Source organism: Candidatus Bathyarchaeia archaeon, from assembly GCA_035935655.1.
GTDB lineage: Archaea > Thermoproteota > Bathyarchaeia > 40CM-2-53-6 > 40CM-2-53-6 > 40CM-2-53-6.
The window spans coordinates 127,386-153,413 of record DASYWW010000039.1 but is presented as its reverse complement, the minus strand read 5'-3'; the positions used below and the strand labels follow the sequence as shown (position 1 = coordinate 153,413).

Here is a 26,028-nt window from a genome sequence, read left to right as displayed (position 1 = left end):
AGAGATCCTTGGATGACTCACGTGCTCGACAGGTCAGAAAATACGTTCAAGACGAGCGCCCCGGTACTCTCCCGGCAGCGGTCGTGATGAATTGTAGAAAGCCAGATGGACTAAGTTTCACTGAGACTGAGGGAGGTGCCGGGAGACTCAGAATCAAAAGCAAGCTTTGGCTCGTAGATGGCCAGCATAGAATAGCAGGGCTCGAACTTGCGGCCGAAAAAGACGAAGAAATGCGAGGCTATTCGGTTCCGGTTGTTATTCTGAACGGGCAGACTAGAGAGTCGGAGATGGAGCACTTCTTCGTGATAAATGATCGGCAGAAAGGAGTCGCCGTCGACTTGGTTCTTAGATATTTGGTGTCTGGAGAGAGAAATGGTAGGCCACGAGGCCGAGACGACGTCCTCGCAATAAAGGTGACTGACCGTCTGTCTCTGGACCGAAGTTCGTGCTGGTTTAGGAGAATAAGGCTCACAAACGAGCCGAGACTAAAGACCCATACAATAACTGAACTATCATTTCATAGATCTTTATTGCCCGCTGTAAGAGTTCCATCAATCAGACGGTCTGATCCAAAACAAGCAACGGCGGTCATAACTAACTATTGGAATGCCATAAGGGACTTGATTCCGGACTCTTTTGCGGATCCACGTAGATATCTCATTCAGAGAACAGTCGGGGCTTACACTATGAACATTGTCTTTCCTCACATCTTTGACTTGTGCCTGCGCAAGGACAGTCTCTCTCAGCCAACTTTCCTAGAGGCACTGCTGAGTACTGGAATTGATTCGGAAGATTGGACGAGGCAAGCTGCTGGGGCCTATGCTGGAGCTGCGGGGTTTAGCAGACTAGCAGAAAAATACATTCAAAAGCTTCCAAATGCATCATTAAGTGTGAGGTAGTTAGCAGGCTGCGATTGTCGAATAATGCAAGGGGCAGACTGCTTAATCAAGATGCGAGAACCCTTCTCCAGCATGTGGATGAGAACTCAGTAGACGTTACGCTAACATCGCCTCCTTACTACGACCTGAAAGATTACAAAGATCCGCGCCAAATCGGGCTTGGCCAATCCTACGAGAGCTACAAGAGTGACTTGACACGCATCTTCTCTGACGTTTTGAGAGTCACAAAGGATACCGGCTCACTGTGGGTAGTTGTTGACAATCTGAGAATAAAGGGAAAATTGACCCTTCTTCCACTTGAAATGGCAGAATGGATCAGAAGCTGTGGATGGATACTTCAAGATGTTCTTGTTTGGGATAAGATCAAATCGAGGCCGGTTATTAGGGGGCTCGGACTCAGAAAGGTCTACGAACACATCCTAGTCTTTTCTAAAAAAAAGAACTTCAAACGTCACCTCGAAAGAGTCAGAAACTATGAGCTCACTCAGTGGTGGGTAAAATGGCCAGAAAGATACAAGTCTGCAGGGAAGGCACCATCCGATATTTGGTCGTTTCTAATTCCCTCTCAAGGCAATTGGAGCCGATGGCCGATTTTCAAATACCAAAAACTGCATGAGTGTCCTTTTCCTCCTGACCTGGTTGAACAGGTCCTACTTCTTTCAACGGATGAAGATGACATGGTTCTAGATCCCTTTGCTGGATCGGGCATGACCTTGGCAGTCGCAAACTGCATGAAGCGAAATTTCACTGGCTTCGAAGTTAGTGGAGAATACCTGAGGAATTTCTGGGATCAACTCATGCCCGTCATACGGCACTGGTATCAAGAGAAAAATGCGCAGATGCTTCTCTCTCCAGATGATATTGAGGAGCGACTGGAGAAACTGAAAAAGCTAAAGTTCGCAAGAACGCTCTCACAGAAACTAATCGCCGAGGTACCGGCATTTCGGCCAGCGAGCACATTTGTCTTGCAGAAGGACGACAAGATTGATGTCCATCTTCTCTATGATGACAGCGTAAAACCACTAGACGGATCCATTGAAGCGCTCGCAAACAAAATCGTCCAGGGTCTCCTCCAGAGTAGAGATTTGAAGACTTTCGGGGTTGATGCGAGGACCCAAGTACTAAGCGCACGCCAGTTCGTAGGCACGATGAAGGATTCTTTGAACCTCACCCCCTTGTGGCTTTACAAGCGTCATCACATGTGGGAGTCATCGACAAAGTTTGACGAGTGGGCAGCAAGGTACAACGACGAAGGTTGGAAGGAACGGTATTTCATGGGCAAGAGCCCGCCCTTAGTTAGCAACATCGATATTTTCCAAAAGATAGTTGACCTTAGAAAACCTTCATCAACTGATTAGCCTCGATCCCTCGACCCGATTTGCTTCTGGTCTGAAGATCACAATCATCGATGGAAATGGGGCCGAGCTGGACTCTCCCTCGAATCTCAACCGGCCTTGGATGAATCTGATCTCACCACGAACGCAATAATCCCAGAACCATTTCGTATCGGTTCTAGCTGGCACTAAACATACGACTGTAGCATTACTTACGGAGCTCTCGTGCCAAGCTTTGCGGATCCATTTCCCAATCTCTCTTCCATAGGGAGGATTCATCCAACATGTCTCGTTAGTCCAGGACTTACGAAGACCATTTTCACGTTCACTTAGAAACCTCCCAACCTTCGTGTTTGATGAGTCTGCGCATACATCGAGGGTAAAGTGGAATTCAGAGTTTAGTTGGTTGAAAAATTCGCGTGGAGTTCTATGGTCGTTCCTTACTGAACTAAACATTACCTTCCGAATCTTCCACCTCATTGTCTTCCCTTGTATTGTGAAACCGCCCGCTGCGAACTCTTTTTGTCTTGTTTTGATCGTTCTAATTCAGTTCTTGCTATTTCTGCGGCCACTTTGCTTACCATAAGCTAAGGCCGACAGTTGCGGCTTAGCCGGTAACGTCTTCCGGATCTATGAAGGTCACCTCGCCTTTCCTTAGAGCCTTAGTGAACGATTTTCTTTCACGATCCATCATCTCTTCCATAGTCATTCCAACCCGCCGTTTCTTTCCTTTGGCTCGACCCTTCTCACTCTTTCCCAAGAATAACTTCGCAAAGCCCATTACCTCGAGTTCGACGGACTTGCTAACCTGATGCCATTTCTCGGCAGAAGCAATAACCCCAATTGGAGCAAGATTAATCTCTGTGTCAATAGCGCTGCCTTGAATCGTTATTTTCACGCCGTCTATTCTTGCCATTGGGTCTCCTTGAATTAGTCGGTCGTTAAGCTTCTCAACAAATCCTTTGACACTTCGATTCTCCGTTGTTAGAACCAAAGGCCGTTTCACATTCCGTGTTAGAGGGCTCATTCTTCCTAACATTCCTTCCCCACGCATAGTTTTACAGTCCTCCCTTTAAGTTGCTCTCGCTCTTGCAGGTTCAAGTAGCAGGACAATTCAAGGTGACTTTGAGCCAACCCTTTCGGTTACGCAACGGCTATGCGACAGCAAACTATCGGCTACGCCATGGCAATAACGGGATTCATTGACGAGTTCGACACGAAACGGGGGAAAGCCAGAACAATCCAAGTCCAAGGCTATCCTCCTCTAAAATTGAACTGCTGGTACAACGAAAAAACGTCTATGACAAAATTTCCCATCAAAAAGGTTGCCTGGATTCAACAGAGCACTAAGCCCGAAAAAGTCATCATAATGGAAGAGATAGATTTTGGAAACCGACGTGAATTGAGACTTCGGTATCACATCATTGGGAAGAAACCAGGCATGCGAGGCAAGTGGACCTTTGGACAATATGCTACATTGATTCCCCTGCCTGACTTTCTCACTCTGTTAGAGGTCGCAGGGAGAAATGGGCTCTTGGGTCAAGTTAGGCCGAAGTCGCTTGAATCGTTTTTCAGTTAGCAGATTTGACTTTGAGTTCGAGGCTTGAGTAGCTCTATGCCGATTGAGAGAGTCGTCACGGAAGAGGTGTTCTTAGCGTTCGTCAAAGACTTGTTCGACTGGCTGGGCGACGAGAAAAAGAAGCTAATCGCCAATGCCGAGGAAGGACTTCGAACATTCGGAGGTAAGAATGAGAAGCTGGCATTCTACTTCAGAGGCTACAAAGGCGGAGTCGAGGTTTTGATTGAGAATTTTGTAGAGCGACTTCAGCACGAAGCAAAAGGAGAGGCGAATACGGCTTTCGGGTTGTAAAACAGCAGTCGAGGTGACCAAGCAGAATGAAGAAACCCGCTAAGAATTTGCGGAAACTCGACAGAAACCTTCAGAGAGCTATTAGGTCTCTGGTTCGGTTTGGCATCGAAGGTGCGGATACTCCGAACTATAGAATATTCCTCATCGGGAAAGAGCTCTTTCTGGCAATCCATCTCGATAGATTCCCAGAATGGAAGTGTGGAAGTATCGAGAAAGGGCTAAAACTGTGAGGCAAGCCAAAGCACTTCGGAGAACACGAAAGGAATTCCTCAGTTCGTAAAGGTGTGACCCGAAACATGCCTACCCCGGAACACAACAATGTTGTAAATGCATTAGATCAAGCGCTCAGGGAATCGGGGTACGAGGTTTCCCACGGCACTGCCTTACCGTTCCCTTCTGTTTTGGAGAGGTTTGGGCATCGACGCCTAATGCCGGACTTGTGGGCAAATAAGAAAGGAATCAAACAATACGATGTTTACCAGGTCTGGGATAGTGAAGGCTCGGGGGACGCAATCTCCGAAGTAATGAGAGCCGAATTAACTCCGAATGTTGGGTCTCTTTCGATTGTGCTTGTCGAGAATGAACGTTTAGCGCGAAAAAACGACAATTGGACGTTATCTTACACTCGAAACTATGTGAAAGGCGTTCTTGAGGTACTCGATCACAGTCGCCTTAGTTTTCCGTGGAATGAGTTCTACTTTGCTGAAGTTAGCTCCGCAATGGCTAAGGATCTCGTGAAGACGAAGCAGTATTTGAAGCAGAAATTGGGTATCTAACTACGTCGTTCGATTTACCTGCCTCTACTCCCAATTAAGTCCAGCTACTAAAGCAACCTACGGAATGTGAGATCGGAAATTGCAGAGCTGAAGGATCGTCGTTCTACAGGGGCTGTCTGAAGCACTTCTGTGGGATGCACTATCGTCAACATCGGGAGAATTCCTCGGTTCTACATTGGTTGAACAGAAATCACTGAAGAGTTTCAGCTAAATTGCACTTGTAAGAGTTGAGGTAGGAAAAGCTCAGTGAAAGAGGGTTCGTTGTATTTGTGCGGGAAAACAACAAAACCTCCAAGTTTTTTATCTTTCGAAGGCACTGCCATAATCCTAAGTTGGGTCGCGGAGGAGGGTTCGGACATGGAGCGGTTCGAACTGGAACACGAACAGTGAATCGGTTCGCCTACGTCTTTGGACCTATTCTGATTTTCGTAATCGTTCTGTATGCCTGGTCAACATTTGACCCTTCATCTTTCAACGGAATGACGGATGCAGTTAGTAAGTTCATCAAAGCATGGAGAGGAGGAACCTGATCCTGCCAAGAAAGCTGACGGATCAGCCAACTTGCAAGACTTGTGGAGTGTTAGCGTGGCATAACGCCGATTGGGGTATGTGGATTTGTCCGAGATGCGACAAGCCCATTGGAAACGCACCACTTCGTCCTCTTCGAGAGCGTGGAAAAGGAATACAGGCGGCAGAAAAAGCGAGGCTGACATATTCGATCTCCGCAACGTCATACAACTGATCACTGTAAGACCTTTCTGCCATTCAAATGCTACCGCAGAGCGACTCCTCAAAGACATCTGAACTATTAGGAAAGCGGAGTCGTAACGCGACTTTCGGAGCATCTTCACCGTTCTTGTCCTTTTAAGTTGGATTCAAGAAATGAAAGGTGAAGACGTGTAAATCAATGATGGATCGGATCGAGAAGCTGAAGCCTCACGTAGACAAATTGAAGCCCTACGTAGAGAATGTGATTAACCTCGCTTCATTGTTCGGGTTCGGGAGTTTCACGATACTTGCTGTGTTAGCTTATCTCTCAACTTCTCCTAAGTTTCTGTTGTCCCATTCTGGAATCTGGATTCAGGGTGTCCCGTTCGGTTGGGTAGTCGGCACGTTAGCCCTCGCATCTCTGAGAACGGCATATCAGGCGATCATACGATTGAAGTTCTGGGAGGTAGCTCTAATCGCAGTTCTGCTTGTCTTATTCTATCTCTCTTTCTTGAGAGCATAGCGGAGTGCCTGTTAACCTCTAATGGTTATATTGCCAGGTATCGAAAAGTTTTGTCTGGGAATTATTGGTAACCGTTGACGACGCGACACTCGTAGCATTAATCGCAGTAGCCATTGTAGTAGTGGGAGCCATAATCGGCTACTTGCTCAAGACAGAACGTCGCCTAACTAAGCTTGAAGTAAAGGTTCAGTTCTTGGAGACTTTTGAGAAAGGAGTGGCGACGGGGAAAACGGGAAGAATTGTCGCTCTTGAAGAAGAACGAGAGGTTACTTTGATTAGGGAGAAAGCGGAGAAGAAATAGAAGGGGCAAATTTGACCGACCTTCTTATCGCTAAGCCACGCCAAGAGAGAAAGACGGAGCTACTTGAGAAAGCCAAAGCATACCAGTTGACTTACGACGAGGCGATTGAATTGAGAAACATAATCGAGCAAGATAAGCAGATTGACGAGTTAACGAAGTTTCTCTTGATCTTCGGAATAGGTGCGTTAATCGGCTACATTCTCGCAAAAGATTAATCGTTCAATTTACCTACCTCTAAAACTAATCAAGTCCCGTTACTAACGCTCCGTATGGAATGTGAGGTCGGGAGTTGTGAAGGTGAAGCATTGTCGTTCTGTAGTGGGTGTCTAAAGCACTACTGCGAGAAGCATTATCGTGAACATAGAGAGAGCTTCTCCGTTCTACATTGGTTGAACAGAATTCACTAAAAGCTTCCCTTAAGTTAATAGCTCTGACTTAAAGCTCCTACCATAATCGACCATCCTGCTCCTCGATGAAACGTCTAAGGGAACGAGAAATTATCCGCATCATCACAAAGCAATTCACCAACCAACTGGGACTCCCACTAGGCTTCGACGATGACGTAGCAGCAATTCCCTTTTCATCGAAAACATGGATCATTCTGAAGACCGACATGCTCGTTGGAAGCACTGACGTCCCGCCTGGAATGACCGTTCAAGAAGCGGCGAGGAAAGCCGTCGTTGCCACTGTCAGCGACTTCGCCGCGAAAGGCGTCCAACCAAGAGCCCTTATCGTATCTATTGGACTTCCTGCGCCTGCCAAACAGAAGATGGTCCAGGACCTGGCGCGCGGGCTCAGCCAAGCAGTCCTAGAGTACCGTTGCAAGATCATCGGAGGCGACACCAGCCAAGCTGATGATCTAGTAATAGGGATAGCGGGCGTTGGATTTGCCAATCCAAAAAGACTGCTTCGAAGAAATGCGGCCCAGATTGGAGATGTTGTCGCCGTCACCGGGCCCTTCGGGAGAGCTGCTGCGGGCTTGAGGATCTTAATGTCAAAAGAAGGGAAGGATCGAGCAGGCTATCCTTCCTTGGTTAGTGCGGTGCTTCGCCCCAAAGCCAGATTAGCAGAAGGAATCATTCTGGCGAACAGCGGTGGAGTTACGAGTTCGATCGATTCCAGCGATGGTCTTGCGTGGAGCTTACATCAACTTGCAAAAGCTAGTCGGAAGGACATCAAGCTTCACACTATCCCGATTCCAACCGGGCTTCAGACTTACGCGAACAAGAATCGCCTTTCAGCAATGGGTCTCGCGCTGTACGGTGGCGAGGAGTACGAGCTTGTCGTAACCGTCAAACCAAGGAGATTCTCGGATTTGAGGGAACTGGTTCCATCTCTACGGAGAATCGGCATCGTGGAAAAGGGGGATGGAAAAGTAGAAGCTCAGTTTGGGGGAAAGCGTATTCGGGTCAAAGAACAGGGCTGGGAACACTTCGCCTGACCCATCTCTAAGCCCGGGGATTGATACTCTATTACGACCGTAATCTAGAAGAACTCCGGTCGAAGCGGCACGAATGACAATCATGTCCAAGGCGGGCGACGTCTACAACGTTCCACGAGGCACAGCCTATCTAACAACACAACAAATCATCACCTACACCGCCTACCTAGTCTTCTACGTCGCCCTCGCGAGGATCTTGAGGCCGGAGGAGGTCGGCCAAGTTTCCCTTCTACTCGCGGCCCAGGCTGCTTTTGTCGCTCTTACACAGCTCGGACTGCCTTCAGCAGCAACTCGCTATGTTTCAGGCAACATTGGAAAAGGTGACCCTCAAACTGCGGGCGCAGTAGCAAGGACGATTCTGAGACTCTCAATTCTAGTTGGAGCGGTAGGTCTAGCGATCGCCGCGCTAATCTCACCGCTTGTAGGGCCTTCGGTCATCGGTTCAGCTGACGCCGGAAATCTCTTGATCCTGACCTTTTTCTCCGGTTTCCTCCTAGACATGATTCTCGTCTATGGATCCTACTTCATCGGTGTAGGAGCCTATGCACGGAACCTCTATCAGAACGCAACGTACATTCCTCTAAGCCGCGGCCTTGGCCTCCTACTCGCACTCTTGGGATATCGCGTAACAGGTATTGTCTCAGGATGGCTCGTCGGTGGATTGGTTGCGGTACTCCTCTCAGTATATCTCTGGCACGGGCAGCTGCCAGAGCACACCTCGCATCCCATTAGACCACTCTTAGCATTCAGCTTGCCAGTCTTTGGATCCGCCCTCATTACCTTCGGCCAACAGTACGGCGACATTACCATTCTACAAGCCATAATCGCTAAACTATCGACCACCGGCGCTTACTACCTAATTGTCTCAAGCGTAAGTTTTCTTTCAGTCCTTTGGATTCCAGTAACCCAAGCACTCTACCCCGCTCTCTCCGCAAGCCACGCCACTGGGGGCACTGAGGCCGTTTCGGAACGGCTGGCAGTAGCCTTCAGGTTGACCAACCTCGCCGTCCTACCTTTGGGAGCAGCACTAGCCGCCATAGCTCCAACCGCGATAGAGCTCGTCTACGGACCCACCTACGTAAGCCAGGCTGGAATCTTTGCCATACTGGCCCTAGCCACTATTTTTACGGCACAAGGAACAATTCTAACAACGTCACTGCAAGCAGTTGGCCGAGCGAGACAAGTCCTCACTGTGACCTTAGCTTCGACCCTCATAGGTTTGTTTACGGTTGCATTTACTGTCGGAATCTTGGGAACACTTGGAGGCGCTCTAGGAAGACTGGTGTTAGCCGCGGGCACAGTCATCCTAGCTCGACGTAGTTTGGGATCTTCGGTAAAGACACACACTGAGAACGCACTACCTATCGCAGCTCTCCTGGGATTGGGAGTAGGGGTCCCGCTCGCGATAGCAGATTTCATCCTCATAGGTTACCTTAGCCCCTTTCGGAGGCTCCCCATTCTCATCGGAGTGTTTGTTCTATCCTTTCTGGCAATCAGCAGGACCTTCAGGATATTCAGGGCGTCCGACTTTGGGATCTTGAAAGATGCCTTGCCCCACCGCTTTCATCCACAGCTAAGAGCGATCGAACATTTGATTGTAGGCCGCACGAAAGATGCTAGTCACGGCTAGTCTCAGGCGGGCCCGGCGGGATTTGAACCCGCGACCTTCGGCTCTCCCCTAGTCCGTAGAGGGCCGACGCTACTGTCCGTACTGAGCTACGGGCCCAACACGATTCGACAAAGCCCTCCAGTAAAATGCCTTACCCACACAAGTCGGCAGAATATTCTCTGTGTTGAAAGAGAAAAAAAGGGAAAGTGGGAGAGACTAGGCCGAGTGCTAGGATTTCTTGGAAAGACTTCCGAGCCGGCTGTAGGTCAATCCCAAGAACGCAGTTGCGACCACCAGTATCACTAGGGTCGCGAGAGGTAGCCATTGAGATGTGATGGACACTGGTGTATACGTCGGCAGGGACATCTGAATACTTAGACTGGTGACAACGTAGTTTGGATGTGGGTTCGCGGTGATCCCTACCATAACACATCCATGATAAGATGGGTCGTATCGAGGTCCAGCTGAGTCTGGGCAGTTGGAGCCTGTGCCAAGAATGCTGCCGCCATACCAGCTCGGAATGGTGAACGAGTAGGTCTTCACAAGAACGTTGTTGCCACTGTTCTTGCTCCCTATCGTTGGCCAAGGAGAAAGGTTGTCAGTCGCGTTTGCTCCTGAAGGCCATTTCCCGTCAACAAGCTGGGCCCACGGCCAATAAATCGTCAGGTTTCTGACTTCAAGCGTTGCTGTTGGATTGTCATTGACTATCGTAACGGATAGTGTTCCACTGTCTCCGGGAACGTACGAGGCTCGATCGTATCGGGCGGCTATGCTTTGGGCGTGAACGGGTTGTCCGAGGGAGACGAGTGCGATCGCAACGATAGCGGTTGCTGCTATAATTTTTCCTATTTTTCGGTTCATAGCATTTGATGCGCTAATTCGAATTGGTATAAGGTTAGTCGTTACCTTCGATGAAGAGGCTAAGTTCGTGACGCAGCGAGCTTAGCAAAGCTTGATACGGGTTTACTTTCTAGAACCTTTGGGGCTCGTCGTCTAAGACGCCTTTGAAGCGTCGGCGAAGCCTGGTTAGGACGTCGCCCTGACACGGCGAAGGTCGCAGGTTCGAATCCTGCCGAGCCCACTACAGCTAACCCGCGACATTTTCAGCGGATATAGCCGTCCACCTGCTTGAGCTACAGAAGGAAGGCTACGCCAAACTAACCATAGTCTCCCACAGCAGCATACTGCGATACTTAGCGAAGCACTGTGACCTTCACGACCCTGAAAATATCCGATTATTCCTCTCGGAAAAACAAGTATCCCCGGCGAGAAAGGAGAGGATCGCCAACGCCTATCTGAAATACTCCAGATGGAGGCACATACGTTTTGACAAGCCACGGTACGAGGCTGAAGACAAGCTACCCTTCATACCACTACAAAACGAGATAGAGTCAATTCTCGAATATTTCAAGAATCTACGGCACGGCACGTATTTGCGATTAGTCTACGAAAGCGGCTTGCGAGCCGGTGAAGCAAGCAGACTACAGTTCAAAGATTTTGACTTTGAACGTAGGACAGTCAGAATAACGCCAGAGAAACGGGGTAGAGCCAGAGAAGTCAAACTATCGAGCAAACTCTGTGCAATGCTCATGCAAGTCTATGCCCGATATTCAACAGAACAATTGCCGAATGCGACGGTGGCAAGGAAGCACTTGGAAAGAATCCGAAAACGACTCGCGAGGATATCGTGCAATCCAAGGCTTCTCGGAATCCATCTACACACCCTTCGACACTTTCGAGCGACGATACTTTACCACCAAACAAAGGACATACTTTACGTCAAGGAGGTCCTCGGGCATCGTTCCATAGCTAACACGCTGAAGTACACGCACTTGGTCGATTGGCAGTCAGACGACTTCTTGTGCAAAGCCGCAAGAACGGTCGAAGAAGCATCGAAACTGATTGAAGCCGGCTTCGATTTTGTAACCCAAGTCGATGATGTGAAGCTGTTCAGGAAGCGGAAGTAGCCATGGCACGATACTGTTGCTTCACTTGCGGAGCTTATTTCGATTCTTGGTACGATTTGAAAATGCACCGGAAGACAGTTCACGGGCAAAAACGAAGAGGATTCATGAGCCAGATGGAGTGGCTCGTGTTCAAAGCTCTCGGAGGTTGGTGAACTTAGCCCCCAAAAATTCTTAGGCATAATGCGACGATGGTCAACCCTCTTAGGTTTCTTGCCCGCGAGTACCCACATAAGGAGGTAGGAGGCTCAATGTGTCGAGTAACCGGGAGCATAGGCTCCACGCGAGAGGAGTCTCCATTTCATGACCAACTCCTTTTCGTGGAACCACGGTGGTCGATTGTTGCAAAGTTTTAATCCGAGAATCGACGAGGCGGTTTCTCAATCTAGGAATGTCCCGGGCGAACATCTCCCCCATCCTCACTAGAATGGGTCAAATTATTGAGAGCCTTTCCACTAATGCTGGCTATGTTCTAGGCGGCTTCTACCAATATTGGGTTCTCTCTATGGTGAACTGGTCTACGATCTGGTACATCCTTTTCGCCTTTGTTCTTGTATTTGTCCCGCTGAAGCTAATTCTAAGGGCAAAAACCAAGCAGTACCTGCCATTCGTGAGAAGTGGACTCAAGCACATCGGAGAAGGAGGATGCAACATAGTACTTGGCGGGCTTGGCATGGCTTGGGTCAACCTAATAGTCGGGCTGTCGCCGTATTTCGTCACTGCACCGTTAACTTTGGTATTTGTGGGACTCTATTTCTTGCTAATTATGGACGTGTTCTGGCTTAAGAGAACCTTCAGATGGTCGGCTAGATTGGCATGAAGGGCCGAACTAAACGACTCTGAAGTGGACAAGGTTTCTGTAAGGAGAAAATCGATATGCTGAGACCTTGAACATCACGGGATAGTATCCCGGCTTGGCCTCCTTAGGCACGCGTGCAACAAAGGTGGCGTTCCTCGAGGAGCCTGGCAAAATATCCCCGAGTTTGACCTGATAACCGTTTGGAGTGTCTGGAGCTATCGCTTCAGTAGGGAAGTAGGACACCTCGGCACCGAGAAGAGATTTTCCTCCCGTGTTAATGATGGTCAAAGAAAAACCGAAAACCGTCCCGTGTGCTATTTCAGAGGGAATCGAGGCATTAACGCCAACGGACATGGAAACCCGAGTAGGTTGGACAAGCGACTGGACTTTCGAGCCGGATACACCATATACACCGACACCGAGACTCGAGGCAAAATACGCTATATCTTCGTCAAATGCTTCAAAGGGAATCGCCACGTTGACTTCATCAGCGTCAGGAGACGTTCGCACAGAAGAGAGCTTGCTAAGAGTCTAAAAGACATCCTCGCGCGAGGTCTTGATCTCTACAGTAACCACTCGATCCTCTGATACTGCGAGAACATCTACTTCCATATTGTCGCGGAGTTTCATGTTCCTCTTCACTGCGAATCCCATAGAAGTTAGGAATTTTTCGACCTGAGCGGTAATAATCTCCGCTTGTGGGTCTGTTAGCATCGTCTTCTAGGAGAACGTTTCGATATCTTAAAAAGTGATAGTCTGTCCGTGAAGATAGTTAGAGCAATATTTGTCCTCTCAAACTGATCTCGTGCTACAAGCGCAACCCGAAAAAGGCCGGGCAAAGGGGATGCTTCTCTTCGATATTCCCGCCAATGTGACGGTTCCACCTGAGGTGTGGGTCAGATTGGAGACCTTGACTGTAACTGTGGCCGCCCTCTCAGATACGGTTGAAAAGCTAAGGATGCAACTCTCAAAGGTTCAGTCGCAAAGAGAAATTATCACTCAAGCATTTTACACCCCGATTTCTTTAGCTGCAACGGTATTTTTCGCGTTTCTGGCCGTTGTCGTTGGGGCAGTATCAGGGGCCTACTTTGCCACGTTGATATTTGGCTTGGCGGGCGTTGTGAGCTTTCTCTTCTACCGACTTATCCAGGAAGACCCGAACCGGCTTGAGCCTCCCCAAAATGAAACCTCTAAGCACGAGTAACACGTTCTTCGCATTCCAATTCCTCACTGAAGGAATGTGTGGCCTGTTCGTGGTTCTGGGGCTAAGTCCTAACCAGATCACGTTTCAAGGGGAGTTCCTTGGCGCTAAGTTAGGTTTCTCGACTGGTCAATTGCTGCCTTTGTCCGGAGGACTCGCCACTGTCGTCGTCTTAGGAGGGATTCTGGCATTTTTTGTGACCCTCTTCTTCTCTCTGGCGACATATGCCCTTAGATCATCTAGACGTAGAACAAAGAAGCGATCGAAGCATTCAAAAAAGAATGACCTGATAACAGGTCATCTCATTTCCTCGTCGTCTTACCTGAACACGCACCTGTGCCCAGGGTAGTGTTTCTCACAGAACTGTTGCAGACAACCTCTGCACTTTGAGAGAGCTACTATAGACCGTCAGCTTTGATGTAGCACTGGGAATCCTTCTCGCGTGTGAAAGTCGTTGTGTACAACCAAGGGAAGGCGTAATTGAAACCCTGCCTCCTGCTCTGCGGAGGTTTCCCAGTACCAGTTTTGGTCAAAATAGCGTCTTTCAGATTCAATTAAGGCAGCCCTTGGCATCACCTGAAATAATGTACTATTTCGTTTCATTTCCACGAAGGATTTTGGGGTCTTAGTTTCGAATTAATTTACGTAGGAGGACTTGGGCGGGCGTCCACGTTTCACAGGAAGCGGTTGCCATTCCCAATTGTCGCCGGGGAAGTAGGGCTTAACTTTGAAGGGTGGGAGTTGAAAAGGTCGGAATTTGGAGAATTGTATTCTGGAGTATCCGACTTCTCTTCTATGGACATAGCCTATCTTTGGTCGCTTCCATGCCGGATTACCGAAAAAGTCCTTTCTTTTGTGGTCTGTGAGGTCGTACCAGACTTTAACCCCAATTCCCTTTGGCACCATTGTCCCGCATAGACGACATTTCACTGCCCGGAGATTGCTGGTGCCCTTTGCGAAGTTCATCGTGGCTGGATAGCATTCATCATGGACGTATCCTTGCCGTTGCCTTCTGCCCCGTCCCGGTGAAATATCCCTCCCGCAACCCCAGCAAACGCAAGTGAGTTTGTTGCGAACCCCTTGATACGGAAGGAGCGGATGAAGAACCGTCGTCGGATTGTCCAGTTTTTCGCCCATATTCCGAGTCGTCCCATAAGAACAAGTGACCCTGGAGTCTTATATTCCTTTGGGGATAATACTTGAGAAAAAAATTCTGGATGGAATTGACAGTCGAAACACCCGGTAGAATCAGGTAAAAACGACACACCCATTGGGTAGAGTCGATGTGCCTTTGGGAATCTGACCCTTCCGAGCGGGCCACTCATGCATCTTGAGTATACTCCATATTGTTATTAGGAAGAATTAGCAATCGAAATCCATATGCGGATTTTCCAGGCAGCCGTTTCTCTCTTCTTCCTTGGACTCATGCTGGGCTCAAATTGGGCCGCATCTGCCGCCGAATCTACAACGATGCTTGGCAATACTCCTTGGCCAATGTTTCGTCATGACCTGCAACACACTGGCCGTTCACCATATCTAGGAGCACAATCGTTTCATCTGAAATGGAGATTTGACGCTGGAGGAGAAGGGCTTGACTCATCTCCCGCAATAGACGCGAGCGGCAATGTCTATGCGCAAAGTCGAAGTGGATTCTTGTATTCTCTATATTCAAATGGCACGTTGAGATGGAAATTTGCCACGAACGACGCTGTTGTTGGAGGATTTCTTGGCATAGAGTCTTCTCCAGTAATTGGTTCAAACGGAATAGTCTACATTGGGAGTTCCGACGACAATCTCTATGCTATATTCCCGAACGGAACCTTGAGTTGGCGATTTGCCACCTCGGGTCCTATCCAATCCACACCCGCTATTGGAAACGATGGCACCATTTACGTCGGGAGTAACGATAACGATCTCTACGCCATAACTCAGACTGGGCAACTCAAGTGGAAAATTCCTACCGGGGGTGCCGTCGTCTCGTCTCCGGCGATTGACTTCATAGGAAATGGCCCAGCGCTAACGGGAATCATTTATGTTGGAAGCAATGACACGAGGCTCTACGCCATTACTTTGTCGGGTTCCTTGAAGTGGAGCTTCAAAACTGGAGGCGAAATCATCTCTTCTCCCGCAATAGGTTTGGGAGGCATTGTCTACGCGGGAAGTAGGGATGGGTACCTTTACTCCGTGAATCGTGGAGGGAACTTGGTTTGGCGTTTTCAGACGCAGTGCGCAATCGACGCCTCACCGGCCATTGGGCCCAAGGGAACGGTCTATTTCGGAGCGGGTTTCTGTAGCGATGGTCTCTACGCTATCAATAGAGATGGCACTCTACTCTGGCACCATGGATTACCCGAAGTCCGTTCATCAGCTGCAATCGGTTCCGATGGGACAATTTATGTCGGAGTAGATGACCCAGTTTCTGCATTCAATCCAGACGGGACTGTAAAATGGACTGGTCCCACTGGATTCATCTTCTATTCTTCCCCAGCAATAGCTCCAGACGGCACGATTTACGTAGGTACAGAATATCATGGTACTCTTCTCGCGATCGACTGAACTGAAAAAGGTCCAACTTGCTGGGCTCAACTCGACCGGAAGATTCAAAACTAGGTTACGACATACACTCCGTCATGTCAGTCTCTAACGTCGCCAGCTCGTCTTCCGTAGGAAGCGAGCGTTCTGACACGGCGAAGGTCGCAGGTTCGAATCCTGCCGAGCCCACTTTTCCTCTTTCGCGCTATCTTCAAGTTCGCGGTTAGTGACCATAGGAAGCTTGAGGAACTGGGTTGCTTTCGTAGTCCAAGCGTTTCACATAGGGGTCGTTTCGACCTAGCATGAATCCGTCTGTGTCGCAGATGAATATCTTCAAGTTCCGATTCCAGTGCATCAGGCGGTTACAACGCGGACAAGCTACCTCTATCATGAGCTACTGAATACCTTCAGCACGATTTCAGGGCGACGTAGGGAAAACCGGGCGTTTCTAGACGATTCTTGTCCGGTTGATCTTCTTGTTTTGCCATGAGTAGCGTCGAAGCTTTGTAATCTCTCCGAAGCCACATGCAGCGCAGCGTTTCTTCCGGACGTGGTAGGCGTGTCGGCCACATCTTCGGCATCTAATGTGCGTGCCTTTTCCGCCCATCTTCCCTAGTGATGTGGTTCCTTTGCTGCCCATCTATGGCCCTTCGTGCGAACGCTTGACGCGTCGAAAGATAAACGTTGCACTATTACTCGTTTGCTAGCAAGTAGGATTCCAGCTCTTTCAACACGTTATCGACCTCCCCAATCGTTTTTGAATCGTCAATTGTTGGATTATCATTCAGAATGCTCGGAGCGTCTTCCCTCGTCAGCGTGTTGAACTCTCTCGACCATTGTTCCGGGATCTTATTGTCGAGTCTTATCCCTGCAAGGCTTGCGAACGCGACTGTCCAGACCCTTGGGACGTTAGCCAGAGTGTATCCTCCACCGCCGAAAAGCAGGAATCGGCCCTGGCATATCTCGTGGGCGAGAGAGTGCATCTCGGAAATAACTTGGCTGTAGGTGTTTGTGGTGAGTCGAAGATGAGCGAGACGATCGTCAGAATGACCGTCGGCACCGCACTGGACCAGGATAATCTCGGGTCGGAATTTTCTTACGATTTTAGGGACAAGCTTGTGAAACGCCGCCAGATAGGCTTCGTCCCCAGTTCCTGGAGGGAGTGGGAGGTTCAGCTTGAGCCCCTTGGCTTCAATCCCTCCAATCTCATCAGGGAATCCAGTTCCTGGAAAGAGATATTTTCCGCTCTCGTGAAAATCGATGTCTAATACTGATGGGTCGTTGTAGAAACCGTACATGACGCCATCTCCATGATGAGCATCGATGTCCAGGTAGACAAGCTTCTTCAGATTGTGTTTTTTCTTCAGATAGTTAACACTCACGGCTGGATCATTGAAGATGCAGAAGCCAGATGCGCGATCAGGGTGCGCGTGATGCAGTCCTCCGGATGGGTTGAAGGCGTGGGCGAATTTTCCGCTCATTATCTTGTCGCATGCTTCTAGGGAAGCGCCAACAACCAGACTGGTGGCTTCGTAGCATCCTTTGAAAGCAGGAGTATCGCCCGCGTCCAGCAGCCCTGATCCCCTCTCGCTGTAGTTCTGAACCAACTGAACATACTCTTTTTCATGAAAGAGAAGGATCTCTTCCTTTGACGCAACCCGTGGCAGAGTGACTTTGATCTCTTCATCGAGTAATCCTTTCGACTGAATCAGGTCATGGGTTAGCTTTACTCTCACCGGACGGAGAGGGTGAGAAGGTCCCAGGTTGTAGTCCAGAAACCTCTCAGAATAGAGAAGGGTGGTCCTGCCTCCCAAGAAAACTTCCCCAGATGGCTATCACTCTACGTGAGCGTGCGCCAGAGGCGATTTTTCGTATACTCGGACCGATTTTATGTTCGTGAATTCCAACATTCCGTATCTCGAGAGCTCGCGACCGATGCCGCTATGCCGAACTCCGCCAAAGGGCATTCGTGGGTCCGAGACCATCACGTTGTTAATAGTCACTAGTCCAGCTGAGATCTCTCGCGCGACCTTCTCTGCCCTCCTCGTATCCGTCCCCCAAACCGTCGCTCCAAGCCCAAACTCACTCCTATTGGCAAGTCTTACCGCCTCATTTTCGTTCTTGACCATCATAACAGGGGCGGCGGGGCCGAATGTCTCTTCCCTCATGATCCTCATCTCCGGTGTCACGCTTGTCAGGATGGTAGGAGAATAGAACGAACCCTTGCGTTTCACTCTCCCGCCACCAAGCTCCAGATGAGCTCCCTGTCTTACGGCGTCTTTGACCTGCCCATCCAACGTCTTGAGCGCATCCTCCCGAACCATAGGTCCAATATCCGTCTCCGGACCGAGAGGATCTCCTACTCTCAATGATTTCGTCTTCTTCACAAATCTTTCCAGGAACTCGTCTAGAACGGACTTGACCACAAAGATCCGCTTGGTGGCGATACAGCTCTGGCCATTATTGATGAAACGGCCCGCGACAGCGCCAGTCGAGGCCCCCTCCATGTCAGCGTCTTCAAGAACTATGAACGGGTCGCTTCCTCCGAGCTCTAGAACGAACTTCTTCAGCTGACTGCTCGCTCGCTCAGCAACCATTCGTCCTGCGTTAACGCTGCCTGTGAATGAGACAGCCACTGTATCGGACTCGATAAGGTAGTCGGCCACTTGTGCGCTTCCGAGAACGATGTTGAAGCATCCCGGGATGGATCCAGTTGACTCGAATGCATCCTGGAGGGCCAGACCTGACTGCGGTGTTATGCTGGAGGGTTTGAAGACAGTCGTGTTGCCGACCATCAGGGCTGGTGCGGCGAACCTGATACACTGCCATAGTGGAAAGTTCCAGGGCATGATGGAGCCGATGACGCCGAGAGGCTCGAATGATACGTAGCTGTCGGTCGCATCCGTCTTGATGATCTCTGGGTTCAGAAATTTCGGACCATTCTCAGAATAATACTCCAAGGCCGAGGCACATTTCGCGACTTCTGGAAGCGACTCTTTGATCGGTTTTCCCATTTCCTGGGTGATTATGCGAGCCAGCTTTTCTTTCTGGGCACGAAGAGTCTTTGCAGTTCTCTCTAGATAGATTGCCCGTTTGGCAGGCGAGAGTTGGCGCCAATTCTCAAAGGCCTTCTTAGCCTTCGTGACGGCCTTGTCAACTTCGGGTTTTGTCGATGACTTGTATCGTTTGAGGGTCTTGCCTGTGGCCGGGTTGATCGTCTCGAACCATGCGGGGGTTCTGTTCGGCAAGGGGTCGCCTGAAGGCCCTAACTTCGTTTTGCGGGCCCCTATAAGACCGACTGACACTTTTTGGTGGACCGGGCGGGATTTGAACCCGCGGCCCTACGGAGCAGTGTTAGTGCCTTCCCGCATTCAGGGTCGAGTGCGACCTGCCAAGCGGGCGATCTTCGGCCAGCCTAACGCGCTGTGTACCAGGCTGATCTACCGGCCCACGCAGACCGCGAAACCTAAGACCCACTATTAAATTGGTTCCATTGCACAATGTTCTGGGAACTGGGAGACCACGTAGTCCGCAAAGACCGCGTCCAGTACTCCCAATCCTCCGGCCTTGAAAACAGTAATTTCACTCTCTCGTCTCTTGATCCTGCCAGGGTCGAGGAGTAACTCGCCCAGCTCTGTGATGTGCGATCTCGTGATCGCCTTCTCCTTGAGCGGTATCATGATGTCTCCATAGTTCGTAACAGCCTGTTCCAGAGAGTCAACAACAAGAATGGATCTTTTCAGGAGGGTCGTGTCCATCTCTCGTGAGTTCGGGAGAGAGGCTCCTATCGCATTCACGTGGGTCCCAAGTGAAACCCTAGAGCCAATGAAGAGAGGAACACGAGAGCTGGTAGCTAGGACGAGAACGTCGGATTTTCGAGCTACTTCTTCGGCGGAACGGGTAGCAGTTACTGGTACCGAGGCAACCTTGGAAGCGCTTCGGACGAACCTCTCTCGATGCTTTTTTGATGGAGAATAAGCTAGGACCTGCGAAAAGTCTCTCACTTTCATTATCGCTGGAAGATGGGCCTGAGCTTGTTTTCCGGTTCCGATGATTCCCAAAGTGTCTGTCTCTTTGAGCGCTAGAATATCAGTAGCTAACGCCGAGCTGGCAGCGGTTCTAATCGCGGTCAAGTTATCCCCGGCAATACGCGCCAACTCCGACCCTGTTTTCGAATCGAAAACATAAATCGCAGCTGATGTAGAGGGAAGAGCGCTCATGCGGTTTCTAGGGTTCACGCTGACTACTTTGATGGACACCGTGCCAAGGCCGACTATGTGGGCAGGCATGAAATAAAAAGAGGCGCCATCTCTAACCGTGAACCAAGTGCGCAGCGGTTCGAGTACCTTCTTCTTCGCTCGAAGGACGTAGGCTTGGCGAGCAAGCTGGATTGACTTACTGATTGACACAGAGCGACGCACGTCTTCTTCGCTGATTGATAGGACGGACTTCACGATCACGAGCGCGTAGTTTGGGAGTTTAACAGGGTTCCTACCCGGGTCTTCCTGATTCGCTAAAGGTGTTTGTCATGAACGACTATGGCCACGCGTGGGGAACATTTCGCCTATCTCCAACCTTGACCGGCCCTCAAGGGCTGGATACCTTTGCCCTCTCAGGATCCCTTAGTCACACCAGTGGATGTTGACGTTCTACGCCAGGTAAATGTTTCGCTGACTCGAAATCTGGACTTCTGTCAGTCCGGGGAGGGAAGTCAAGCTTGGAGCGAGGTCTTGGGGCTACGCGAGGATTTCAAGTCCCATCTGTCCTGGGTTATGGGGCTGGGTCATCTTTCGGAGACATTCTCTCGTCATGCGGTTCCAAACTATCTTGTTCGGGTTCTTCATCCCTTATCGCAGAGTCTTCGCGTGAACCTTCTCCTAGGTATGTTGCCTGACTGTTTCCTGGAGGTGCGTGCGTTGACGGAACAGTTGGCTCGGGCGTTCCAGGCGGACGTGAAGTTCTCGAAAGAGACGTCGTTTACGAGTAAACTGTCCCGGTTGGATGTTCGGGAGCCAAGTCTATACAAGTTAACTGGCGAGACGGATACTAGTGTTCTTCCCTTGCTTTCCGAGCTGGGTCATGGTTGGGTTCGGATGGACCAGCCTCTGACTGGCATGGGCGCTTCTCTTCCTGTTTCTGCCGCATCGACCACGTATAGTTCGCGGGATGTTCCTGAGCTATTGAGGCTTACGTCGGCGGTGAAGCGTTTTCGAGAGTTGTTGTCGAAGACGATGAGTCAGTGGTCGTCTAAGCTGGATAGGAAGGATTCGTCTCCAGCTTCTAAAGGGTCTTAAGACCACGCTCTTTCATAGACCCAGAGCCCTCCATCTGAAGAATACTTTCACTCCTCACTGTGAGAGATAAGCGAACTCCAGGCCTAAGCCACGCAGATGTGTAATGACCGCTGAAGTGTTAGATATTCAAGACCTAGACGGCGTTGGTCCAGTTACTGCAAACAAGCTCCGGGAAGCAGGATACGACTCTATCTCTTCCCTCGCAATCGCACCTATTCGCGAACTTGTCGAGAAAGCCGGTCTCGAGAGTAGTGTTGCCCACAAGATCAGCAAGGCTGCTCGCGAAACCATTCAGACAGACTTTGTTACTGCCAAACAATTGTGGGATCGACGTAAGACACTGCTTCGCCTGAGCTTTGGATCGAATAACCTCAACACACTGTTGGGTGGCGGACTTGAGACACAGGCCATCACAGAGTTCGTCGGCGAATTCGGCGCAGGCAAATCCCAGATTAGTATGAAGTTGAGTATTCAGACTCAGCTTCCCGCCGCAGAAGGAGGACTAGAGGGAAAAGTTCTCTTCATCGATACGGAAGGAACTTTCGCGGCCCAACGAGTATTCCAGATGGCACAGGCCAGCGGCCAAGATCCAGACAAGATTCTTGATGGTATTATTTACAGTCGGGTTTACAATAGCGATCATCAGATACTGACTGTTGATCACGCTTTCAAGATCTGCAAAGAAGAAAACATCAAACTGCTCGTTGTCGATTCTATCCTCTCACACTTCCGCGGCGAATATATTGGTCGAGAGTCCCTCAGCGAAAGACAGCAGCGCTTGAACAGTCATCTCCACAAGCTCCTCCGTTTCGCCCAAGCCCTCAACCTCGCAGTCGTCGTCACCAACCAGGTGCAGGCTAATCCGCAAGCCTTCTTCGGCGACCCTATGCGCCCCGCAGGTGGGAACATCATGGCCCACGCATCCACACATCGCATTATGCTCAAAAAGTCCAGCCAGGGACTACGAGTCGCCAAGGTCATAGACTCGCCCTATCTGCCAGAATCCGAAACCTACTTCCGTATTACGGAAAAGGGCGTTGAAGACGCTGTCGCCCGCAACAAACGCGACGAATAAGGCCAATACAATTGGTCAAAAATGGGGACGCGACACACCGCTGAACCTCTGCAATCCAAGATCTGGCAGCTAGACCAGGACCAATCAAGCGCTCAAGGCTTTCTGTACAATTGCAGCCTGTGCGATGAAATACTAGTCCTCGCTAAACTGTTCATCAATCCCCGAAAAATACAGCTTGCCTTCGCGAATACCTGTCCGGGATGCGGGTTCGATCTCGACAAAACCCTCCAGGTACAACCGTCAACTCTTCCACTAGGAAGACAGTTTCTTACTAACCAGGCCTGCAAAGACTCCGAGCTGCTGGTCGAATCTGGAGGCTCGTTCGAGGCTAAGCGGAGTCGTGGACGCGCTCTCGTTCGAAGTGTCCGGTCGGATCTGCCTTCAGGAATTGAACTGCTAGATGAGACCCTTGCTCTCCGCTTCGGCCAACTGGTCACCCTTCAGGGCAAAGAGTCGAATGCACTCAGCCATCTCCTCTGCGTCCGAGCCATCTATCCTCTCCCTCCAGGATTGGACAGCGATGTCGTTTTTGTTGACGGGGGCAACGTTTTCGACACTTATATTGTGTCTCGGCACGCTTTCAGCCTCAGACTTGATGATGAGAAGACGAAATTGCGGATTCATCTCAGCAGAGCGTTCACTCATCACCAGTTGAGCGGTTTCATTAATGAAAAGCTCGCGCGCGCAATTGACCGGTGTGATGCTAGGCTGGGGATTGTGTCCGATGTTACTGCTCTCTACTGCGATCCGGATGTCAAAGAGAAGAAAGAAGCGCTCGATCTATTCTACAAGGATATTCATTTCTTGGCCACGCTGGCCGAGCAGCGGAATATGATCATCGTCGTCACGAACCTGCAGTCAAGAAGCAAGGCGATGGACGATGTTCTAGCTAGAACAGCTCACGTCTCTGCTGTTCTGCAGGATAAGGAGGCGCGTACTTTGCTGACTATTACCAGGCATCCGTTCATCCCAACAGGCAAAACCGAGATCGCTAGCTTGGACAATCAGACAATGACTAGGTATCTCTAGAAGATGTCTCTCATTCAGGAGTGTTCCCACCAGTCTTGTGTCACGGGCTAGGATGGCAGGGCTTTATTTTCACGCGTGTCCGCGGGGAGCACGCTTGCACACGGGGACTTTGCAAAAGTTACAGGAATTTGTTTTCAGGATCCTCTTTCTGTCTGGGTGGGATTCCAGGCTTATTTCTTCGGGACGTGCTTGTAATCGGCTTATCTCGACTGTCCTAATCCCTGTGTGATCCCCTAGGGATCAGCGTGGAAAATGGCATGATGGAAATCGTGGGCTTAGAATCGTGATCAGGGCTGAAAATGGGCGATTTCAGCAGGAACTACCCCCCATGGAATTGTCTTTACGGGCTGGCGATTGTTTCATCCCAGTTCCTTTGAACATTGATCGAAGATACTTCGCATCATACCCTAGAGGTAGGAGGAGGTTCGCTACCGACGAGCAAAGCAGATCCACATACCGCTCCGAATCATAGACTGTGCCTTCATTAGCAATCTCAGGTGGTACCGCCGTGCGGGTATGGTCCTGGGTTAGGATGTAGCTGACCTGTTGTCCAGCATGCACTGAACCGCCTTGGGCAACAAGCTGTCTCGCGGCTATTGCCTGAGGAACCTGGTGAGTGTACTCGTCCGGATTCTTGCTCAAATTTCTAACAATGACAAGATTCTCTAGCGGAACACTGCCCTCCCGCAGCATGACCACGAAATTTTCCAGGATCTTGAGCGCCTGTGGGATGAGAAGTCTGAACTCGTTCGAATTCTGAGCTTTTGTCAGGATATTGAGCATCGCGGTCTGGCATTTTCTAACGATATCTGGAGTATCATGCCTCCGGAGGTCTATTCCGCGAACTTTGGGTTTTCCATCCTCGAAAATGCCATAGTACCTGTTTAGCACTCCAACCTTCGAGTCTGTCTTTGAACTGAGAAAAACAATCCACCTGTAAGTTCCCTCGAAAGAGATAGGCAGACAAAGTTCTTTGCGGATGGTGCTGCAGAGGTCCTCGTACTCTTCTCTCGTCGCTTCTGGTTTTTTCAGCCAGAAAGAATCGACTATTCCGTGAACAAGTTTGAAGCCACGAGCCTCAGCCAGAGCGGCAGCCTGTCCTAGAATCTGTCTGCTGAACGCGCAGGTCGCTATGTGAGCATCAATCTTTCCAAAACGGGCATTCTTGAAACCAAGATACCCGAATGAACAAACTAGGATCCACTTCAACGCGGCTTGCCGCCGTTCATAGAGCGTCTTCATCTCCTCGTCCTGGGCAGTTTTCTTTGCAACCTTGTACCGGGATCTTTTGTCAAGGAGAATTTTCAGGCTGAGAGGAACGATGCCAGCCGATCGCTCGCAGATGTTGAATTCAAGCTCTGGAACACGATTGGCAGAGTCTGGGCAACAAGTACAGTTGACTGTTTCACCGCTGAGATTCATCTTGGTCATGAGTGTCGGATAGAGACTGGCAAAGTCCAGCTCTCCAACGTGATCATGAATGCCGATCTTGGGTTCATAGATGAATCCGCCACGGTCGGCCACGACGAGTTCTCCATTGTCTTTCAGTTCTTCAGGCTGATTCTTGTTCCATGGAATGAGGACGTCTCGCTTGACCGCATGGTAGAGCTGGAGGCTTGTCATGTTGGTGCCAATGGTCGCACGGCTTGCTCTCTGGATGGGCATGATGCAGGTCCTGGAGACCTCGAAGAGGCCCTCGAGGCCGCAGTCGGCGCTCACGTAGGCGTTTTTCTGGTCAACGTGCAACCGGCCCAGGAGACGGGCAGCGGTTTCGCGGTACAGTATCTTGCCGTAGGAGAAGTAGCTGTGGCCTTGAACCTCGTAGACTCTAAGAGGTGAGATGTCTCGGCCAAGGATCAACTGATCTAGGATTCCGAGCTCTTGTGCTCTCCGAGCTAGATATGGGAAGATGAAAGAATCGCCACCACTAGTCACGACCACGTCAGGGTCTTCGGCGCTGAAGGCCTCTACCAATCCTAGGATCTTGTCAGTTTCATCGCCACTGTCTATGGCGAGTATTTCTTCTTCGTCGCGGGTGAAGTGGACGGAAGCTAGTTTGTCGTTGAAGCTGCGAATTTTCCTGGTCTTCTCGGTGTTTATCTCGAGGTCGATTTGTCTCAGCAGTGGTAATTCGTAATCGATGGATTCTCTTGAGTCTTTGAGGGTCCAGCTGATTCCTCTGCTGGTTTCTTCTGCCTCAACAAATGCGAGTGGAAAGAGGTTCTTCCGATAAAGATACATCTGCGGCGAGGGAACGTCGACGTCGTAGAAACGAAACTTGGAATAACGGCCATACTGTTCTAGTTTCTTGGCAAGTCCTAACGCTTCCTGGTCACCGTCGACCTCTACCTCTAATACTCTCGATCTTTCACGATCGCCGGCTTTCTCGTACATCTCAATGACAGTAGCGTCTTCAAGACCGGGACGACAGGCGAGATCTAGGAGATCTCGAAAACTTCCTCCAATGTGGATCTTTGGCTTCCAGGGATCGGTGAGTCTTACACAACTTCCATCGGTTTTCTTCAGCCATATGACCATCTGGCCGGGTCTGTGGTAGAGATCGAGAATCCAGCCTGAGTGTGTCAAGTCCTGTAGCCACGCAAAGCATAGCGAGGGCGCTTGGTCTAATCCAAGAGAGAGCAGCGAACCCGAGAATGAAATTATTGCTATGAG

Annotated in this window: 29 protein-coding genes and 3 tRNA genes; 20 read left to right on the top strand and 12 right to left on the bottom strand. The window is 50.0% G+C overall.

All coding sequences use genetic code 11. From position 1 onward, the window contains the following. The coding region (locus tag VGS11_07660; GenBank protein HEV2119959.1) for a DGQHR domain-containing protein at positions 1–899 on the top strand (899 nt) is incomplete at its 5' end. 74 nt (positions 900–973) lie between these two features. After that, positions 974–2,257, top strand: coding sequence for a site-specific DNA-methyltransferase (locus tag VGS11_07655; GenBank protein HEV2119958.1), 1,284 nt, complete (start codon positions 974–976; stop codon positions 2,255–2,257). Here VGS11_07655 and VGS11_07650 read toward each other — a convergent pair. Together VGS11_07650 and VGS11_07645 are read right to left on the bottom strand one after the other, a co-directional pair. After that, positions 2,246–2,689, bottom strand: a complete 444-nt coding sequence (locus tag VGS11_07650; GenBank protein ID HEV2119957.1) for a DNA N-6-adenine-methyltransferase — start codon at positions 2,687–2,689, stop codon at positions 2,246–2,248. The two genes, VGS11_07655 and VGS11_07650, sit on opposite strands and share 12 nt — an antisense overlap. Positions 2,690–2,840: 151 nt before the next feature. Then, on the bottom strand, positions 2,841–3,260 hold the full coding sequence (locus tag VGS11_07645) for a hypothetical protein (protein HEV2119956.1): 420 nt from the start codon (positions 3,258–3,260) through the stop codon (positions 2,841–2,843). Positions 3,261–3,389: 129 nt separating this feature from the next. On the opposite strand from VGS11_07645, the gene VGS11_07640 reads away from it, so the two are divergent. The 10 genes from VGS11_07640 (at position 3,390) to VGS11_07595 (ending at position 9,482) form a co-directional block, all read left to right on the top strand. After that, positions 3,390–3,812, top strand: a complete 423-nt coding sequence (locus VGS11_07640) for a hypothetical protein (GenBank protein HEV2119955.1) — start codon at positions 3,390–3,392, stop codon at positions 3,810–3,812. 24 nt (positions 3,813–3,836) lie between these two features. Beyond that, the gene (locus tag VGS11_07635) at positions 3,837–4,103 is read left to right on the top strand and encodes a hypothetical protein (protein ID HEV2119954.1); all 267 of its coding nucleotides are present in this window, start codon (positions 3,837–3,839) and stop codon (positions 4,101–4,103) included. A 26-nt stretch (positions 4,104–4,129) separates the two neighbouring features. Further along, on the top strand, positions 4,130–4,333 hold the full coding sequence (locus VGS11_07630; protein HEV2119953.1) for a hypothetical protein: 204 nt from the start codon (positions 4,130–4,132) through the stop codon (positions 4,331–4,333). Positions 4,334–4,399: 66 nt separating this feature from the next. Next, positions 4,400–4,879, top strand: coding sequence for a hypothetical protein (locus tag VGS11_07625; GenBank protein ID HEV2119952.1), 480 nt, complete (start codon positions 4,400–4,402; stop codon positions 4,877–4,879). 332 nt (positions 4,880–5,211) lie between these two features. Further along, positions 5,212–5,409, top strand: a complete 198-nt coding sequence (locus tag VGS11_07620; protein HEV2119951.1) for a hypothetical protein — start codon at positions 5,212–5,214, stop codon at positions 5,407–5,409. Between the two features lie 377 nt (positions 5,410–5,786). Then, the gene (locus tag VGS11_07615; protein HEV2119950.1) at positions 5,787–6,110 is read left to right on the top strand and encodes a hypothetical protein; all 324 of its coding nucleotides are present in this window, start codon (positions 5,787–5,789) and stop codon (positions 6,108–6,110) included. 64 nt (positions 6,111–6,174) lie between these two features. Next, entirely contained in the window at positions 6,175–6,411 is a 237-nt protein-coding gene (locus VGS11_07610) for a hypothetical protein (GenBank protein HEV2119949.1), read from the top strand. An 11-nt stretch (positions 6,412–6,422) separates the two neighbouring features. Beyond that, positions 6,423–6,626, top strand: coding sequence for a hypothetical protein (locus VGS11_07605; GenBank protein HEV2119948.1), 204 nt, complete (start codon positions 6,423–6,425; stop codon positions 6,624–6,626). A 257-nt stretch (positions 6,627–6,883) separates the two neighbouring features. Further along, complete coding sequence (thiL, locus tag VGS11_07600; protein HEV2119947.1) at positions 6,884–7,852, top strand: thiamine-phosphate kinase; 969 nt, start codon at positions 6,884–6,886, stop codon at positions 7,850–7,852. 73 nt (positions 7,853–7,925) lie between these two features. Continuing rightward, positions 7,926–9,482 (top strand): oligosaccharide flippase family protein, encoded by a 1,557-nt coding sequence (locus VGS11_07595; protein ID HEV2119946.1) that lies wholly within the window; start codon positions 7,926–7,928, stop codon positions 9,480–9,482. Between the two features lie 7 nt (positions 9,483–9,489). Here the strand turns inward: VGS11_07595 and VGS11_07590 are convergent. Beyond that, positions 9,490–9,578: transfer RNA gene (locus tag VGS11_07590), tRNA-Arg, on the bottom strand. Between the two features lie 111 nt (positions 9,579–9,689). Continuing rightward, complete coding sequence (locus VGS11_07585) at positions 9,690–10,322, bottom strand: hypothetical protein (GenBank protein ID HEV2119945.1); 633 nt, start codon at positions 10,320–10,322, stop codon at positions 9,690–9,692. Positions 10,323–10,443: 121 nt separating this feature from the next. Between VGS11_07585 and VGS11_07580 the strand changes: the two genes are divergently transcribed. From VGS11_07580 to VGS11_07570, 3 genes are all read left to right on the top strand, one after another. After that, positions 10,444–10,542 (top strand) — tRNA-Val (locus tag VGS11_07580). 31 nt (positions 10,543–10,573) lie between these two features. Next, on the top strand, positions 10,574–11,428 hold the full coding sequence (locus VGS11_07575) for a tyrosine-type recombinase/integrase (GenBank protein HEV2119944.1): 855 nt from the start codon (positions 10,574–10,576) through the stop codon (positions 11,426–11,428). A gap of 424 nt (positions 11,429–11,852) precedes the next feature. Further along, positions 11,853–12,245 (top strand): hypothetical protein, encoded by a 393-nt coding sequence (locus tag VGS11_07570; GenBank protein ID HEV2119943.1) that lies wholly within the window; start codon positions 11,853–11,855, stop codon positions 12,243–12,245. A 9-nt stretch (positions 12,246–12,254) separates the two neighbouring features. Here VGS11_07570 and VGS11_07565 read toward each other — a convergent pair whose 3' ends face one another. Both VGS11_07565 and VGS11_07560 read right to left on the bottom strand, forming a co-directional pair. Next, positions 12,255–12,734 (bottom strand): hypothetical protein, encoded by a 480-nt coding sequence (locus VGS11_07565; protein HEV2119942.1) that lies wholly within the window; start codon positions 12,732–12,734, stop codon positions 12,255–12,257. 21 nt (positions 12,735–12,755) lie between these two features. Beyond that, entirely contained in the window at positions 12,756–12,938 is a 183-nt protein-coding gene (locus VGS11_07560) for a hypothetical protein (protein HEV2119941.1), read from the bottom strand. A gap of 70 nt (positions 12,939–13,008) precedes the next feature. On the opposite strand from VGS11_07560, the gene VGS11_07555 reads away from it, so the two are divergent. The 3 genes from VGS11_07555 (at position 13,009) to VGS11_07545 (ending at position 15,981) form a co-directional block, all read left to right on the top strand. Continuing rightward, positions 13,009–13,428 carry a hypothetical protein gene (locus VGS11_07555; GenBank protein HEV2119940.1) on the top strand — a complete coding sequence of 140 codons (420 nt, stop codon included), beginning with the start codon at positions 13,009–13,011 and terminating at the stop codon, positions 13,426–13,428. After that, positions 13,406–13,774 carry a hypothetical protein gene (locus tag VGS11_07550; protein HEV2119939.1) on the top strand — a complete coding sequence of 123 codons (369 nt, stop codon included), beginning with the start codon at positions 13,406–13,408 and terminating at the stop codon, positions 13,772–13,774. Before VGS11_07555 ends, VGS11_07550 begins: the two co-directional genes overlap by 23 nt. Positions 13,775–14,805: 1,031 nt before the next feature. Continuing rightward, positions 14,806–15,981: a PQQ-binding-like beta-propeller repeat protein gene (locus VGS11_07545; protein HEV2119938.1), complete on the top strand. Its 1,176-nt coding sequence runs from the start codon at positions 14,806–14,808 to the stop codon at positions 15,979–15,981. Between the two features lie 424 nt (positions 15,982–16,405). Here VGS11_07545 and VGS11_07540 read toward each other — a convergent pair whose 3' ends face one another. The 5 genes from VGS11_07540 to VGS11_07520 form a co-directional block, all read right to left on the bottom strand. Continuing rightward, positions 16,406–16,597, bottom strand: a complete 192-nt coding sequence (locus VGS11_07540; protein HEV2119937.1) for a 50S ribosomal protein L37e — start codon at positions 16,595–16,597, stop codon at positions 16,406–16,408. Between the two features lie 52 nt (positions 16,598–16,649). After that, positions 16,650–17,771, bottom strand: coding sequence for an acetoin utilization protein AcuC (locus tag VGS11_07535; GenBank protein ID HEV2119936.1), 1,122 nt, complete (start codon positions 17,769–17,771; stop codon positions 16,650–16,652). 21 nt (positions 17,772–17,792) lie between these two features. After that, complete coding sequence (locus VGS11_07530; protein ID HEV2119935.1) at positions 17,793–19,205, bottom strand: NAD-dependent succinate-semialdehyde dehydrogenase; 1,413 nt, start codon at positions 19,203–19,205, stop codon at positions 17,793–17,795. A 61-nt stretch (positions 19,206–19,266) separates the two neighbouring features. Beyond that, positions 19,267–19,407 (bottom strand) — tRNA-Ala (locus VGS11_07525). A gap of 29 nt (positions 19,408–19,436) precedes the next feature. Next, positions 19,437–20,378 (bottom strand): ornithine cyclodeaminase family protein, encoded by a 942-nt coding sequence (locus VGS11_07520; GenBank protein ID HEV2119934.1) that lies wholly within the window; start codon positions 20,376–20,378, stop codon positions 19,437–19,439. A gap of 976 nt (positions 20,379–21,354) precedes the next feature. Between VGS11_07520 and radA the strand changes: the two genes are divergently transcribed. Further along, on the top strand, positions 21,355–22,326 hold the full coding sequence (gene radA / locus VGS11_07515; protein ID HEV2119933.1) for a DNA repair and recombination protein RadA: 972 nt from the start codon (positions 21,355–21,357) through the stop codon (positions 22,324–22,326). A gap of 21 nt (positions 22,327–22,347) precedes the next feature. Continuing rightward, positions 22,348–23,355, top strand: coding sequence for a hypothetical protein (locus tag VGS11_07510; GenBank protein ID HEV2119932.1), 1,008 nt, complete (start codon positions 22,348–22,350; stop codon positions 23,353–23,355). Positions 23,356–23,664: 309 nt separating this feature from the next. On the opposite strand, the gene VGS11_07505 is transcribed toward VGS11_07510, so the two are convergent. Continuing rightward, positions 23,665–25,941: a DNA polymerase domain-containing protein gene (locus VGS11_07505; protein HEV2119931.1), complete on the bottom strand. Its 2,277-nt coding sequence runs from the start codon at positions 25,939–25,941 to the stop codon at positions 23,665–23,667. Positions 25,942–26,028 lie beyond the last annotated feature (87 nt).